Origin of the sequence: Paenibacillus daejeonensis DSM 15491, from assembly GCF_000378385.1 — a bacterium.
Lineage (GTDB): Bacteria > Bacillota > Bacilli > Paenibacillales > Paenibacillaceae > Paenibacillus_D > Paenibacillus_D daejeonensis.
The window spans coordinates 163,818-179,136 of sequence record NZ_KB899671.1 but is presented as its reverse complement, the minus strand read 5'-3'; the positions used below and the strand labels follow the sequence as shown (position 1 = coordinate 179,136).

10 protein-coding genes are annotated in these 15,319 nt (G+C 55.2%); 9 read left to right on the top strand and 1 reads right to left on the bottom strand.

The window, feature by feature from the left end:
• The first annotated feature begins 661 nt into the window (after positions 1–661).
• Positions 662–1,336: a hypothetical protein gene (locus tag F556_RS0126350; RefSeq protein WP_020620007.1), complete on the top strand. Its 675-nt coding sequence runs from the start codon at positions 662–664 to the stop codon at positions 1,334–1,336.
• A gap of 94 nt (positions 1,337–1,430) precedes the next feature.
• Here the strand turns inward: F556_RS0126350 and F556_RS0126345 are convergent, their stop codons facing one another.
• Complete coding sequence (locus F556_RS0126345; RefSeq protein WP_026297507.1) at positions 1,431–2,024, bottom strand: TetR/AcrR family transcriptional regulator; 594 nt, start codon at positions 2,022–2,024, stop codon at positions 1,431–1,433.
• Between the two features lie 89 nt (positions 2,025–2,113).
• Between F556_RS0126345 and F556_RS0126340 the strand changes: the two genes are divergently transcribed.
• The 8 genes from F556_RS0126340 (at position 2,114) to F556_RS0126295 (ending at position 14,681) form a co-directional block, all read left to right on the top strand.
• Positions 2,114–3,280 (top strand): DUF418 domain-containing protein, encoded by a 1,167-nt coding sequence (locus F556_RS0126340; RefSeq protein WP_020620005.1) that lies wholly within the window; start codon positions 2,114–2,116, stop codon positions 3,278–3,280.
• A gap of 383 nt (positions 3,281–3,663) precedes the next feature.
• Entirely contained in the window at positions 3,664–6,033 is a 2,370-nt protein-coding gene (locus tag F556_RS0126330; protein ID WP_020620003.1) for a helix-turn-helix transcriptional regulator, read from the top strand.
• Positions 6,034–6,230: 197 nt separating this feature from the next.
• Positions 6,231–7,199 (top strand): ABC transporter permease, encoded by a 969-nt coding sequence (locus tag F556_RS0126325; protein WP_020620002.1) that lies wholly within the window; start codon positions 6,231–6,233, stop codon positions 7,197–7,199.
• Positions 7,200–7,238: 39 nt separating this feature from the next.
• Positions 7,239–8,123 carry a carbohydrate ABC transporter permease gene (locus F556_RS0126320; RefSeq protein ID WP_020620001.1) on the top strand — a complete coding sequence of 295 codons (885 nt, stop codon included), beginning with the start codon at positions 7,239–7,241 and terminating at the stop codon, positions 8,121–8,123.
• Between the two features lie 132 nt (positions 8,124–8,255).
• Entirely contained in the window at positions 8,256–9,842 is a 1,587-nt protein-coding gene (locus F556_RS0126315) for an extracellular solute-binding protein (RefSeq protein WP_020620000.1), read from the top strand.
• A gap of 210 nt (positions 9,843–10,052) precedes the next feature.
• Positions 10,053–11,327, top strand: coding sequence for a rhamnogalacturonan lyase family protein (locus tag F556_RS0126305; RefSeq protein WP_020619998.1), 1,275 nt, complete (start codon positions 10,053–10,055; stop codon positions 11,325–11,327).
• Complete coding sequence (locus F556_RS0126300) at positions 11,320–12,027, top strand: DUF1961 family protein (protein WP_020619997.1); 708 nt, start codon at positions 11,320–11,322, stop codon at positions 12,025–12,027. Before F556_RS0126305 ends, F556_RS0126300 begins: the two co-directional genes overlap by 8 nt.
• A gap of 17 nt (positions 12,028–12,044) precedes the next feature.
• Positions 12,045–14,681 (top strand): exo-rhamnogalacturonan lyase family protein, encoded by a 2,637-nt coding sequence (locus tag F556_RS0126295; protein WP_020619996.1) that lies wholly within the window; start codon positions 12,045–12,047, stop codon positions 14,679–14,681.
• The last annotated feature ends 638 nt before the right edge of the window (positions 14,682–15,319 follow it).

Below are 15,319 nucleotides of genomic sequence, written 5' to 3'. Positions count from 1 at the left end.
AACTCAATCTCTACCGTATGAAACCATGGGATGCATTTGTAGAGGCTCTTCATCCAGAAAGCCTCCGCACCAGTAAAGGCCGACGTAAAAAAGGAGGCCGTCCCCGAATTCATCCCAAACGGTATCCCAAGCGTCGGTTACTCTTCTATTAGAACCAAGTGATGAGGTTTTTAATTGCATAACTAACTAAAAAAGTCTTGTTCTCCTAGCTTATTTGAGGTGTGTCCATTTAAAGTTACTGCTCGTGCGGTAGTAACAAAGACCACTCCATGCGGGCGTAACTATAAAAAGAGTACGATGCCTCCAACTGCATGGAACATGAGGCCTTTGATTGAACACTTTTCGTCCTTGCATGTTAAATTGTTTGCAAGGTTTCTGGGGTTTGTGGGCAAATAGAGGAAGAAAGGTGCGCTACAGAGGTCGCGTGGCGGGTGAGCGAGCGAATAGAGGAAGAAAGGTGCGCTACAGGGGGCGCGTGGTGGGTTTGTGAGCAAATAGAGGAAGAAAGGTGTGCTACAGGGGGCGCTACGAAAAGGGGATTGGCAAACTAACCAGTGTTTGGTATGCTAGGTTTAAATAAACGTTCATGCGTGAAGCACACGCCGCTAGTTTCTTCGGAGACTTGCGGCTTTTTTGCGTCATGAATACTGGAGGGCAGGTTATGGACGAGTTTGACAAGGCGTATGAACTGTTTTTGCAACAGCAGAAGCTTGGCGCTACCGGAGCAAGACGCGAAAGATTAGACAAAATAGGACCAGGAGAAAAGCTATTGCTCCGGATTCTCTGGCATGTCTTTCAATCCTTTGACGGGTTTCATCTGGAGTATGAAATGCAGAGCGTGAGTGGGGTGAAGCTATACATCGACATTTATTATGAGCCTTTAGGGATTGCATTTGAATGCGATGGATATGTGGTTCATGCCGAGCTTATCACGAGAGAACGGTTTACTTTTGAGCGAATGCGAATTCGAAGCATGGCTATGAAAGGGATCACGTATATTCCATTCAGCTATGACGAGCTGGAGAAAAAAGCAGAGGCGTGCCAAGCTTATTTGTATATGCTGTTGGGCAAGTTCGAATCAACGGCTAAGTCACCGGCATTCATGAATTTAAAAATCCAAGAAAGAGAGCTGCTTCGTTATATGAGCCGTCTGGACCGCAAATTCAATGCTAGAGATGCAGCCCAATGTTTGAATTACAGCACTAAGGCAAGCAGGGATATTCTTCGGACGATGACAGCCAAACAATTAATTCATCCTGCAGGACTTGGTACACAAAGGCATCATTATTACGAACTCACCGATCGAGCACGGGAGTTGATTCTAGCGATGCGTTAGTCGATTGTATCAATTGTAGACGTCACCCTTACTGGGCGGCGTCTGTCTTTAATAAGTATGTAACCTAAGCACGCCAGAGCCGCCCTGCCTCTTCTTACTCGCGTTCAAGCCCACGTAGATGGCGGGTGAGCAGCTCGCGGATCCGTTCGGGCGGCAGCGTATCTGGCTGCAGCATGTGCTGGAGCGCGAGACCGTCGACCAGGGCGTGCAGCCGTTGGGATTCGAATTCGACATCCAGGCCGGGGTGTGCCAGTCCCTCGGAGAGCAGGGCTTGAACGACGTAATGTGCACTGTCATATAGCCCGGAGTGGAGCTTGTCGCTGAGGGGTTTCAATTCCTCATGCACGGTAGCTTTGGCCATGAAAGCCAGCCACACGTCCATCTCCAAGCGGCGCTCCTCATCCAGCGGGATGAATTGAAGCAGTAGCAGGACGAGCGAATCAAGAGGCGGGCCCTCAAATGACATCCGCTGGATACGCTCTACAATACGGTCCAGAAACAGATGCATGGCAAACGAGAACAACTCCAGCTGGCTGCTGAAATAGTGACGCATGGAACCCACAGAAAGGCCGGCCTCTGCTGCTATATTCCGTACGGTAGCTTGTTCAATACCGTCACGCCGTATAATTCGGATGGCCGCTTCGGCCACCCGTTGTCGTTGGGAGTCATGATCTACAATTTTTGGCATGATTTCAGTATACCATATTGCCTTTTTTAATACGACGTGCTAAATTAAACAGCACACTGTATTAAATAAAGGGGATATTTGATTTGTCTATGACACCTGAAGGACTAACGACAACGAAAACTACTGTACCATCAGCCCGGATCAGGCTTCTGGATGTGCTGCGCGGATTCGCGATACTGGGGACATTAGGCACGAATATTTGGATCTTTGCCTACTTGGGGGACCTCAACTATTTGTTCACCTTTCAAAACAATGATTGGTGGAACAATCCGGAAACTCTGGTCCGGCTCGTCTTCCTGGCCCTGGTAAACGGTAAATTTCTTGGACTGCTGGCGATGATGTTTGGTGCAGGACTGGAGCTCAAATATCAGCAATCACTTCGGAAGGGACGGCGTTGGCCCGGAATGTATCTGTGGACAGCGGGGCTGCTGATGCTGGAGGGTTTCATCCATTATACGCTGGTCATGGAGTTTGATATTCTGATGGGCTACGCCGCCGCAGCGGTCATCGTCGCTTATCTTGTCAAAGCAGGAGAGCGCGCGATGCGCAGAACGTTGTATTGGCTGGGCGGTGCGTATGCGTTGGTCGTGCTATTGGTATTACTCGCTGTAGGATTTGCGGCAATAACGGGGGCGGCCCTTATGGGAGACATGAGCTCCATCGTCACCCTGTACGCGGAGGCAACCTGGGTGGAGCAAGTGCAGTACCGGCTGACGCATCTATTGGAGCTGAGGCTCGAGGTAATCATTGCGTTACCGCTGAATGTCTGTTTGTTCTTGATTGGTATCCTGCTGATGCGTGCCGGTGCATTCTCCCCCGGAGAGAAGGGACGCCGTTTGCGCGGGAAGATGATGCGCATTGGCCTGTTCATTGGGTTACCTTTGAATCTGTTGCTGTTAGTGCCGGGCGGCGTATTCGACCTGCCCTCGCGTTATTTATTTGCACCGCTCTTATCCGTAGGCTATCTGGGGATCATTGGCTGGCTGTTGGAGCGCTACGCGCAAGCTTCCTTATGGAACAGTCTTGAACGAGTAGGGCGAATGTCACTCAGCTGTTATGTCGGACAGAATCTATTATGTGCGTGGTTATTTTATGGCTGGGGCCTGGGGCTTGGAGGGACGCTCAATGCTTATCAGGTTGTTGGGTTGTGGGCTATTCTCGGGGTGCTGCAAATTGCTTTTGCGATGATTTGGCTGCGATTTTTTCGGAACGGACCGATGGAAGCGGCGCGCCGATTTCTTTCACCAAGGGCGTGATGACCTAGTCTAGATGAAATAATAAAGTGGGATGTGAGTGATGCTCCAGACGATCGGAGCATCGCTTTTTTGCGTTAGAACACCCGCTGCAAGAAAAGCCCAGCACGCAAAAGCGTACCATAGCCTGGATCTGGACATGCTCCCAAAAACCCAGAGCAGGCGCCATTCCTGGCTTTTTAAGGCCGGCAAAAAAGTCCAATTGAACGCAAAGTACTGGTGAGGTGAAAATAGAAGAAGCAAGAAAAGAGAAACCCGGGGATAACGAGCCACAAAAAAGTGGAAGGCAAATGAGTTGACTGGAAATTGTACTATAACCCATGTTGGCACATCCCTATAATGAGAATAGCCTGTGAAGCAATAGAAGGATAGGAGCGTGGCCCAAAATGCTGAAGCGCTTACAAGGTCAAGTGGGAAAATTGGCGGGGTGGCGGAATGCCCGCAGGGGGACGTTTTACCGAAAGAGCCTGATCTTGATTCTGCTCACTGCCAGTATTCCGGGCTTTGTGACCGGGGTGTGCATCTATTGGTTTTCGGTTGCCGGGATTGAGCGGGACCTGAATGAGATGCATCAGCGGCAAATTGATGAGCGAGTGGACAATATTGATGATCAACTGAGTTACCTGGAGATGGACCTATCGCACTGGGCGTTTAGTCCGCGCTTTGGTTTCCCGCTGCAGGAGCTGGATTTTGTCTACCACTTCCAGGAGACCTGGGATATAAGCAAATCCCTTGTCATTCTCCAAGGCTCCCATCCGCTCATCAAGGATGTCAATTTGTATATTCAGCCCTTGCAGGCTGGCGGCGCGCCGGTGTTGTTCAATACGGGCTTCCACATGCTGAAGAACGAGGCACAGATTCAACCCTATGAGGAACTGATGCAAGACAGGCGCAGCATGTATTGGAAGAAAATCGGGCAGGATCGGATTTCGGACGGGTTGGACCGCCGAGAGCCGATTCGGCTTGTTCACCAGATTCCGGGGGAGAGTACGAGTCCCTTCGGCGTGCTCTCGATTACGCTGAATCATGAGAAAATGGTGAATTTACTGAAGACCATGACCCCTTACAATGAAGGGGCGACCTTCTTGATGGAGGGAACCGATAGTGTGGTTGTCTCCGATAACCGGGCGTCCTCTCAAGCGCTGTATAGTGAGCTTCGGGAAGAAGTGGCACAGCGGGTGGGGACGGTCGGCAAGGATACGTTTCTGTGGGAACGGGAAGGCAAGACCTACTCGGTCTCCTACGGCAGCTTCATGCGGGTGGACAAAACGTGGACCTACGTCTCTGCTGCTCCCGTCACCGCCATTACAGCCCCGGTAGTGATGTTGTCCAATACGATACTGATCGTCAGCAGCGTCGGGCTGATCGTGGCCTTGCTATTATCATGGCTGGCCTCGATTCGGATGTATTCGCCCATCGCCCGCTTGCTGCGCCGCCTTGGTGAGTCAGAGCCGCACCCCCGGGAGCTTGACGAGTTCCAGTTTATCGAGAAGCAGTGGCAGTCCGCGGAGCATCGGAGCCTGCATCTACAGGAGAAACTCGATGATCAGCTGCCTCATCTGCGATCAGGCTTTTTGCTGCAACTGCTGCAGGGTCATCTCTATGCTTACAGCGAGCAGGATCTGCGCATCCGGCTGCAGCGCTACGGTTGGGAAACGGAGGGCTATCAGAGCCATCTGCTGCATGTGCGGTTAACCGGCTACAGCCGGCTCAGCGGGCGGTTCCCGCGTGGCGATGAGAGTCTGGTCACCTTTGCCGCAGCCAATATCATCGATGAGCTGGCGCAGGAGGCATTCCAACGTTGCGATGTGATGAACTTCCACGATCTCTCGGTCTGCGTCATGATTGTCAGCGAGGCGGGCAGCGAAGTGTCGGAGCAGGTCATGCAGTTGGGTGATCGGATTACCGAGATGGTAAATCGCATTCTGCAGCTGCAGGTTACGCTCACCATCAGCCGGCCGATTGAACAGATGCGCCGCGTTGCCGAGACGTTCATGGAGGTCGAACGGGCCTCCGCCAATCGTCCCTTCCTGAATCAGAATCAGACGATTCGGCTGGATGAGTACGATCAATCGTTCGAGGCCCAGTCGGCTCGGTATCCATTCGCACTAGAGCTGGAGCTTGTACAGACGATGCGCGGCGGGCAACCAAGTGCGGTCTTGTTGCTGGTCGATCGGTTTTATGAGGAAATTCTGAGCTATCGGGGCTCCGAGGTGCAGATTCAGCAGACGCTTCTGCAGTTGCTCGGCTCCTTGCAGCACATGATGCTGCAGAGCGGGATTATGCCATTTCAATTATTTGAAGGGGCTAATCTGTATGAGGAGCTCTCGCAGATTCGTGACCCTGAGAAGATGGTGGATTGGCTCAAGCAGCGCGTCATAGCTCCCTTTATAGCTGAACGCGAAGCGCGGGCCAGCCGTCAGCTGCGGGAAGTAGTCGATCAGACGGTGGCTTATCTACAGGATAACTACATGACGCCAGTCTCGCTGGAATCGTGTGCGGATCGGGCCGGCGTGAATTCCTATACGCTAAGCAAGCTGTTCAAGTCGGTAACAGGTGTCAACTTCATCGATTATCTTACTGAGCTGCGGATCGCCAAGGCCAAGGAGCTGCTCCGGGATTCAGAGCTGCAGATTAATCTGGTGGCGGAGGCGGTTGGCTACCAGCAGCGGTATTTTAACCGGATCTTCAAGAAGCATGCCGGTGTCACACCGAGCGAGTACCGGGGTCAGGCTGCCAGGTCTTCCTCAGGATGATGGGAGGCGATGTGCGGGTGGACGTAGGCAGGAACAAGCTGCCAAAAAAGTACCATCCCGCCGTAAAAGCCAAGCCTGGCGCGGGATTTCATCGATCGTAGTAGCTGGCAAAAAAGTGGAATTGAAAGCGCTTGATCGAATCTGCAATACTCGGAGCAGGAAAATAAATCCCGATTTCGATAAGAAAGGAAGAGCCGATGGAGACAACCGCTCAAGCAAGCGATAAACGCAACCCGCAGCGCCCGCTGCCCGTCCGGCAAAAGCGTTCATGGACGACTCGCATTAAAAAGGACCGCTGGCTCTACGTCCTGTTATTGCCGGGCTTGCTGTATTTTCTCGTATTTAAATATCTGCCCATGTGGGGCGTACTGATTGCCTTTCAGAACTTCCAGCCTTTCCTTGGCTTCTGGGAGAGCTCCTGGGTGGGACTGGACCATTTTCGCAACTTCTTCGGCAACCCGGATTTCGTGCGGCTGCTGCGCAACACATTTATCTTAGCCGTCTATGATCTGGTGTTCTTCTTCCCGGCACCGATTATTGTAGCGCTGCTGCTCAATGAGATTCGAGTTGGCATTTTCAAGCGCTTTGTTCAGACCATGGTCTACGTCCCGCACTTTATCTCGATGGTTATTGTGGCCAGTATGACCTATGTGTTTCTGACAACCCAGGGCGGCGTCCTGCATGATCTCATCCAGCAGTTGACCGGCCGCAGCTTTAACTTCCTGGCAGATCCCGACTGGTTCCGACCACTTATCATTCTACAGATTATGTGGAAGGAGACAGGATGGGGCACCATCATCTTCCTGGCTGCGTTAGCTTCGGTAGATGTGGAGCAGTACGAGGCTGCCGTCGTCGATGGGGCCAGTCGCTTCCAGCGCCTGTGGCATGTTACCCTGCCAGCCATCAGCGGTGTCATCTCAATCCTGCTTATCCTGAGACTGGGCAATTTTCTCGACAACGGGTTCGAGCAAATCTTCCTGATGACCAACTCGCTCAACCGGACCGTTGCTGATGTCTTTGATACGTATGTGTATTTTGTCGGTATCACCCAGGGCGCTTTCAGTTACAGTACCGCAATCGGCTTGTTCAAATCGCTGGTGGGTATTGTCCTGATCTTCGGCAGTAACTATCTGGCCAAGCGCATGGGTAAAGAAGGGCTGTACTAAATAACCTGAAGTTCATACAAGAAGAAAGGAGCGGATTCCATGCATTCGCGTCATGACACGCTGGGCGAAAGAGTCTTCGATGTAGCCAATTATTTATTTCTGACGATCTTTGCCTGCGTGACCGTTCTCCCCTTTGTCTATATCGTCGCAGGGTCATTCACGACGGAAGCGGAGCTGGCCGCAAGGGATTTCTTCATTATCCCGAAGGATTACTCCATCGCTGCGTATCAATATATCTTTTCTTCGAGCACCATCTTTCGCAGTATCGGCGTCTCCATATTCATTACAGTCGTTGGCACAATCACCAATCTGGCCTTTACGCTGACCATGGCCTATTCCCTATCGCGCAAGGATCTGATGGGCCGCAACACCATTATGAATCTTGTCATCTTCTCCATGCTGTTCAGCGGAGGCATGATTCCGACCTACCTGGTCGTTAAGGAACTGGGCATGATTGATAGCTATGCGGCAGTCATTCTGCCTGGTGCGATCAGTGCATTTAACCTCATCGTTATCAAAAACTTCTTCCAGAACCTGCCCCCGGGTCTAGAAGAATCCGCACGGATTGACGGCTGCACGGAGTTGGGTGTGCTATGGCGTATCGTGCTGCCGTTATCGAAGCCGATCATTGCGACCTTCGGGCTGTTCTACGCGGTAGGGCACTGGAACAACTTCTTCTCCGCGCTGCTCTATCTCAACGATCATCTGAAATGGCCGCTCCAAGTCGTCCTTCGCGAGATGGTCATGCTCTCGCAGCTGGCCGTCGGGGATATGAGCAATATGGACCCCAACTTTGTCCGACCACCGGACCAAGCGGTCAAGATGGCAGTCATCGTTGTGGGCACCGTGCCGATTCTGATGCTCTATCCGTTTCTTCAGAAGCACTTTGCCAAAGGCATGCTGCTCGGCTCCATCAAAGGTTAGCTGGTAGTCCGGCATACGCAGATAGGCTGCCTAGCACTTGCCTGCCGCTGCCGGCTTCACGATAGAACGGTGCTCACGGGTGCCGGACCAGTCTGTAACAGTGCAGAACCATTATATAAGGGAGGTTTACAGATGAAGACAAGCAAAGGTTGGAAGCGCAAGATGACGTGGCTGCTCAGCGCAGTCCTGGTACTGGGGCTGCTCTCCGCATGCTCCAGCGGCAATAACGGAGGCGGCTCCGGCAGCGGCACAGGTACCGGCGGCGAGTCGCCAGGAACCGGCAACGGGCAGGAGGGAACCGGCGAAACGCAGGAAGCGCCGCTCAAGCTGAGCTTCATGGTACCTGCTTTTGAGACAGAGCTGCCCAGCAAGGACAGCCCGGTGCTGAAGGCGCTGCAGGAAGCGACGAACACCGATATTACCATGCAATTCGTGCCGAACAGCTCGTATGGCGACAAGATGAATATTACGCTGGCATCCGGACAGCTGCCCACGCTGATGGTGGTAGACCGCAACTCGGCAAGCTTCATCAACGCGGCGCGGACAGGCGCATTCTGGGAGCTCGGGCCTTATCTGCAGGACTATCCGAACCTCAGTCAGGCCAATCCGATTATTCTGAACAACTCTTCCATTGACGGCAAAACCTATGGCATCTACCGTGGCCGGGTGCTGGGCCGGATGGGTGTAACGGTCAACCGGGATTGGATGGAGAATCTTGGACTTGAAGAGCCCAAGACTATTGATGAATTTTATGCGCTGCTCAAGGCCTTCAAAGAGAATGACCCGGACGGGAACGGCAAGGACGATACGTATGGCATTGTCGTGACGAAGTATGCCGGTCCTTGGGATATCATGCAGACCTGGTTCGGCGCTCCGAACAAATGGGGCGAGTCGGACGACGGTTCGCTGGTACCAGCTCATACCACACCGGAATATATGGAAGCGCTCAAATTCTTCCGCCAGCTGTATGAGGAAGGATTGGTCAACGCGGACTTTGCTGTCATGGACCCTGCGGTCTGGAACGACGCCATCACCAACGGTGAGGCTGGCGTGATGGTCGATGTGGCGGATGCCGCCAGACGGATCAATGACAAGATGCAGGATGCCAATGAGCGGGAGAAGCCTTACGTCAACGTGTTCCAGGCGCCAGTGGGGCCGAAGGGACACCGCGATATGCCGACATCCGGCTACGCCAATGTCATCGCCGTCTCCAAATCGCAAGTAAAGACGGAGGAAGAGCTGCAGCGCGTATTGAAATTCCTGGATCAGCTGAATGATGAAGACATGCAGATGCTGCTCGGCTACGGTATCGAGGGCCGCCACTACGAAATGGTGGATGGCTATATTCATCCGCTGGTTACGCCAGAGGACGTAGCACTGTCCACGGAGCTGCGTTCCATGAACCAGATGCTGATGTTCATTGGGCCGGAGACACCGACTCTGGAGTCTACAGAAATCAATGACAAAGTAACCGAAGTGCAGGCGCTGAACGAAGAAATCGTCGTGGCCAACCCGGCAGAGCCGCTGATCTCTGATGTCTACGCCCAGAAGGGTCAGCAGCTGGACAACATCGTCAATGACGCCCGAATCAAATACATTGTGGGCCAAATCGATGAGCAAGGGCTGGAGGAGGCCTTCCAGCTGTGGCGGACGAGCGGCGGCGACGACTATATCGCCGAGATCAACAAGCTGCATCAGGAAGCCCAAACGAATTCATAACTAACCAGCGAACGGGGCGCAGCACAAGCTGCGTCCCGTTCCTTATTACGAAATGACTTTTGAAACGGGTAAACCTTGTTAAAAGAGGGCCGAAGAGGTGCTGATCAATTCTGGAGAAATAACAAGAAATCTGGGGACAACAGCGATCGTAAGAATGATCTGCTACCTCGAGGCCTCACTGTTTAACAGTTTCTATGAGGAGGAAAAGACATGAGCTCAAAAACCATGCTGCACACACCGGCCCTGCTGCGAACGCTCGATATTAGAGAGGCTGGCAAGCGATGCAAGATGCTGCTGGGGGATATCAACGGGGATGGCCGGTTGGAGATCGTGATGATTCAGGCTGACGGCGGCATTGATGACCGCTATGTGCCCCATCAAGTCCAATGCGCCACAGCTTATAACCTGGAGGGCGAGCTGCTCTGGCAGGTGGGGACGCCTGATGAGGACGCCGGCGGTCCGGGATCCGATTATCCGGCCCAGCTCTACGATATCGACGGTGACGGCTGCTGTGAGCTGCTGTGCGTCATGAACAAGCAATTTCATATTGTGGACGGCAAGACAGGGGCGATTCGGACGGTCCGCGAGCTCCCGGATGAGCTGGCCCATGACTGCATTATTGTCGCCAATCTGAGCGGCAGCGAGCGGGCACAGGATATTATCCTGAAGGATCGGTACAGGCGGCTATGGGCGATGGATGCCAACTGGGAGCTGTTATGGACGCATGAGGGCAATCCCGGCCACTATCCGTGGGTGCATGATATTGATGGGGACGGCCGAGACGAGGTGATGGCCGGCTATACGATGCTGGATCATGATGGGACGCCGCTCTGGTCCTGCCAGGACCTCGATGATCACGCGGACTGTCTCTGGATTGGAGATGTCTTGGGGGATGGCAGCCGCCAACTGGTCGTCGGCGGCAGTGTCACTGTGCTGTATGACCTGGAGGGACGTGAGCTCTGGCGCTATGACGGTTCCATCGAGTCGCAGCATGTGGCGCTGGGGCGATTCCGAAGCGGGGAGCCAGGTCTGCAGGTGGCTGGTCTCGACAGAATCGAGCGTGGTGATCAGGGGCACGCGAGTGGGCGCGACGGCATTTTCCTGCTGGATCGCGAAGGACGTGAGGTATGGAAGGAGGACCGCCAGACGAAAGGGTGGCTGACCATCATCGAGACGCTGCGCGGGTGGGATGACGGCGAGCTGGACTATATTCTTGCCTACCGCCGCGGCGGGGGCGTACTGCCTTCGCTGCTGGACGGTTACGGACAGACCGTCTGCACTTTTCCAATCGACGGCTACGTCCAGTACGGCGACTTAACCGGTGGCGGGCGCACGCATGTGCTGATCTACAACGAGCATACGGTATCCATTTTTGCCTCGCAGCCGGGCGAACTGACGGCAGCCAGCGCAGGTACCCCGCTGCGACAGCCGAAACGGCTGCACCATGCTACGCTCTATCCGGGCGGGGAGTATACGGATGCCTGATCAGGCCATATGCCGATATGGGCGCCTTCTGTATGCCAACCCGCTGGCTAGGGCTGCTGATACGACAGGGTTTGTTATGGAGGGGGACGGGGCGATCTCTTTCCCCCAGGGCCGTCTGCGGCTGGAGAGCACACGGAGTCCGCAGGAAGGGCAAGCCGCTAATCTCGTCTACTGGTGCCCGGAGCGATTCCCGGATCACATCGCCATCCGCTGGCGGTTCTGGCCGGTCCGGCAGCCGGGGCTGGCCATCTTATTCTTTGCGGCCCAAGGCCGATCCGGTGAGGGGGTGTTCGATCCGGACCTGGCACCGCGCGCAGGAATTTACGACCAATATCATCACGGCGACATTGATGCCTATCACATCTCCTACTTCCGCAAGAGCTATCCGGAGGAGAGGCGGCTGCAGCTGTGCAATCTTCGCAAGAGCTACGGCTTTCATCTGGCAGCACAGGGAGCGGATCCGCTGCCTGCCATCCCGGATTGTGATCCTCCATATCAGCTCGAGATCATCAAGAGCGGGGAGCATGTCCGCTTTTCAATCGAAGGCGTGGAACTGTTCCGCTTCCGGGATACCGGCCGCCTCGGAGAGATCCAGACGGGACCGCCGCTGGGGGCGGGCTGGCTGGGCTTGCGGCAGATGGCACCGCTAATTGCGGAGTATTCGGATCTGGAAGTTGTAGAGGCGTGGATCGACGAATGAGGAAAGGGGAGAGGAAGATGGACAGCAAGGGTCAGAATGCAGCGGCGGGGGCGGCTGAGCTGGCGTGGCTGGGAAACTCGGCGCCATCAGCGGCTGCTGTTGGGACGACATGGGGGGTACCGTGGCATCGCGGAGAGCTGCACAAGGATGAGCCATTGGCTCTGCTGGCGGGGGAGGAGCGATTGCCTCTGCAGAGCTGGCCAACCGCGTACTGGCCGGATGGCAGCGTCAAATGGACGGCGCATGCGTCTGTATTCGGTCCAGCGCACGAAGCAAGGCTGCGGGTGGTCAAAGGGGAGTCGGTCGTGCCTGCTGCAGTCGTGACGGTTGTGGAAAGTGAGTCAGAGGTGTGGATAGATACGGGGGCTATCAGCTGCCGGCTGGGCCGCACAGGGAGTGAGCTGATCCGCGAGCTCAGCCGCGGTTCCAGTCAGGTGTGCAGCGGAGGGAGACTGGTCGTTCTCCGCGAACGGCGGGGCCTGACGGCTGGCCTGCAGACCACAGTGGAAGAGCCCTATGACGGCACAATTGAATCTGTACAGGTCGAGCAAGCGGGCCCTCTGCGGGCAGTGATTAGGGTAGCAGGCCGTCACCGGGCAGCCGGCGCACCAGGCGGACAGCGCAGCGGCGGGCCGGACCGGCGATGGCTGCCGTTCACGGTGCGATTGTATTTCTATGCAGGAACAGCAAGTATTCGGCTGATGCATACGGTGCTCTACGACGGCAATCCGCACCAGGACTATGTTAAGGGAATAGGGATACGATTGAGCGTGCCGATGCGCGGCGAGTTATATAATCGTCATATCCGATTCAAGGGCGATACCGGCTGGTTCGCCGAGTCGCCCCAAGGGCTGATGACGCATCGGCTGACCGATCCGATTGCCGCCCTGTATCGCAGCCAGCGGGAGGGTCGGCCCATTGCCTTTGACCGGGAGCACGATGCGGACTTCCTGCGGCTGCTGGACGATGTCGCAATCTGGGATAGCTACAGGCTGGTGCAGCACAGTCCTGACGCGTACAGCATCGCCAAGCGGACCGGCGAGGGCTGCAGCTGGCTGCCGGCGGTATCCGGGCGGCGGGCAGGGGGCATGCTCTACGCCGGGGGCGAGGACGGTGGACTGGCAGCGGGCGTACGCCACTTCTGGCAGCAGGCGCCGGCGGCGCTGGAGGTGGCTGGCGCCTCCACGAATGAGGCGGAGCTGACGGTATGGCTCTGGCCGCCTGATGTACCTGCGATGGATCTGCGGCACTATGATACGCGCACCCATGTGGCATCTGCTTACGAGGGTGCTGATGAGCTGCGCAGTACCCCCTATGGCGTTGGACATACGAGCGAGTGCATGATTTGGTGCTGTGAACGCACCCCCTCCCAGGATGAGCTGGATGGGATGGATAAGCACAAGGAGTACCCGGTATTGCCGGTGTGCGAGCCAGCGCGCTACCATAGCACGCAGACGCTGGGCATCTGGAGTCTGCGGGATGACAGCACACCAGCCAGAGCCGCAATCGAAGAGAAGCTGGATGAGATCATTGCATTTTATCAGGCAGAGATTGAACAGCGAGGGTGGTATGGGTTCTGGAACTACGGCGATGTAATGCATAGCTACGACCCGGTCCGCCACACGTGGCGGTATGATATTGGCGGGTGTGCCTGGCAGAACGCCGAACTGGTGCCGAACATCTGGCTGTGGTATATGTTCCTGCGATCCGGCCGCGCTGACCTCTTCCGCATGGCGGAGGCGATGACCCGGCACACGAGCGAGACGGACACCTATCATATTGGGGAATATGCAGGACTCGGTTCCCGGCACAACGTCATCCACTGGGGCTGCGGCTGCAAGGAGGCCCGGATCGCCATGGCCGGGCTGCACCGGTATTACTACTATTTGACGGCTGATGAGCGCATAGGCGAGATTATGGATGAAGTGAAGGATGCCGACTTCAGAACGGTGGGTATCGATCCGATGCGAGCCTACATGCCCCGGGATGAACATCCAACACACGCGCGGAGCGGACCGGATTGGGCGGCCTTCGCCTCCAACTGGATGGTGCAGTGGGAGCGATACGAGGATACGGGATACCGGGACAAAATCAAACGGGGCATCGCTTCGCTCAAGCAAGCGCCGCATCGCCTGCTGACCGGGCCGGTCTTCGGTTATGATCCGAAAACGAGCGAGCTGGCTATGATTAGTCACGAGAACTATGGCCATCATTTAATGATCTGCATGGGTGGTGCACAGGTCTGGATGGAGTTGGCCGAGTGGTTGGAGGACGAGGAATGGTCTGCGATGCTTGCAGAATTCGGAGCTTTCTACACGCTGCCTCCAGAAGAGAAGCAGCGGCGCACCGGCGGCGACATTCCCGGCAAGGACTGGAACATTCCGATGCTGGCGACAGCCATGATGGCCTATGCCTCAGAGCGGGACGGGGGAGAGGCGTTGGCCGATGAGGCGTGGCAGCTGCTGCTTCAGGACCGTACGCATTGGGGCATGGATCAGCCGCTCCAGCCGCAGCCCGTACCCTTGACGGAATATCCCCGAGCGGTAAAGGAGCTGCCTTGGATCTCCACCAATACCGCCTCCCAGTGGTCGATCAATGTCATCGTCTGCCTGGAGCTGATTGGCGAGCGACTGCCGGGGAACCGCCCGGTGTAGGGAAATGCGCTAATGCGACGCGGCGGAGGAGCGTACAATGTTGGCGAACGATGGTAGTAAACGGTAACGCATCGAGGCAACAGAATGGACCTCTTCGGAAGAACTCAGTTTCTGCATGCGTTTCCGCACAGCGTCTTCTTATGATGAATGGTTCCATAGAACCGGCTTCGTCGCGACCTTGCTCTGCGTGAGTGGCGACACTAATTTTGCTTTAGCTACGTTTAAAACGATACATTTTGTGAAAGACTTCATAGTAAACCGACTCCTTTTTTGTTTATAGCTCTGCTTTGTGGGATTTTGGGTTGCACTTACCTCCCAGTATTCCCGCAAGTAACCTACGAATGAGCAAAAATGGGATGTCGGTTTTTCGTTCTGCTCGTAACCCCGCACCGCGCCCTCTGCAGCACACCTTTTGCTTCCTCTATTTGCCCGCATTCCCGCCCCACGCCCGCTGTAGCACACCTTTCTTCCTCTATTCGTCCGCATTCCCACTCCGCGCCCACTGCAGCACACCTTTCTTCCTCTATTTGCCTGCATTCTCGCCACACGACCGCTGTAACGAACTTTTCTTCCTCTACAGGTGAATGGACGGCGAGCAGGACCAACGCGAAGAAGTAAACAATAGGTAATAAAACAAA

Excerpts from the sequence above, each read along its gene's own strand:
- F556_RS0126315 (WP_020620000.1), top strand. The coding sequence starts at position 8,256 with ATGAAGACAAGCAAAGGTTGGAAGCGCAAGATGACGTGGCTGCTCAGC.
- F556_RS0126325 (WP_020620002.1), top strand. The coding sequence starts at position 6,231 with ATGGAGACAACCGCTCAAGCAAGCGATAAACGCAACCCGCAGCGCCCG.
- F556_RS0126295 (WP_020619996.1), top strand. The coding sequence starts at position 12,045 with ATGGACAGCAAGGGTCAGAATGCAGCGGCGGGGGCGGCTGAGCTGGCG.
- F556_RS0126340 (WP_020620005.1), top strand. The coding sequence starts at position 2,114 with ATGACACCTGAAGGACTAACGACAACGAAAACTACTGTACCATCAGCC.
- F556_RS0126350 (WP_020620007.1), top strand. The coding sequence starts at position 662 with ATGGACGAGTTTGACAAGGCGTATGAACTGTTTTTGCAACAGCAGAAG.
- F556_RS0126330 (WP_020620003.1), top strand. The coding sequence starts at position 3,664 with ATGCTGAAGCGCTTACAAGGTCAAGTGGGAAAATTGGCGGGGTGGCGG.
- F556_RS0126345 (WP_026297507.1), bottom strand. The coding sequence starts at position 2,024 with ATGCCAAAAATTGTAGATCATGACTCCCAACGACAACGGGTGGCCGAA.
- F556_RS0126300 (WP_020619997.1), top strand. The coding sequence starts at position 11,320 with ATGCCTGATCAGGCCATATGCCGATATGGGCGCCTTCTGTATGCCAAC.
- F556_RS0126305 (WP_020619998.1), top strand. The coding sequence starts at position 10,053 with ATGAGCTCAAAAACCATGCTGCACACACCGGCCCTGCTGCGAACGCTC.
- F556_RS0126320 (WP_020620001.1), top strand. The coding sequence starts at position 7,239 with ATGCATTCGCGTCATGACACGCTGGGCGAAAGAGTCTTCGATGTAGCC.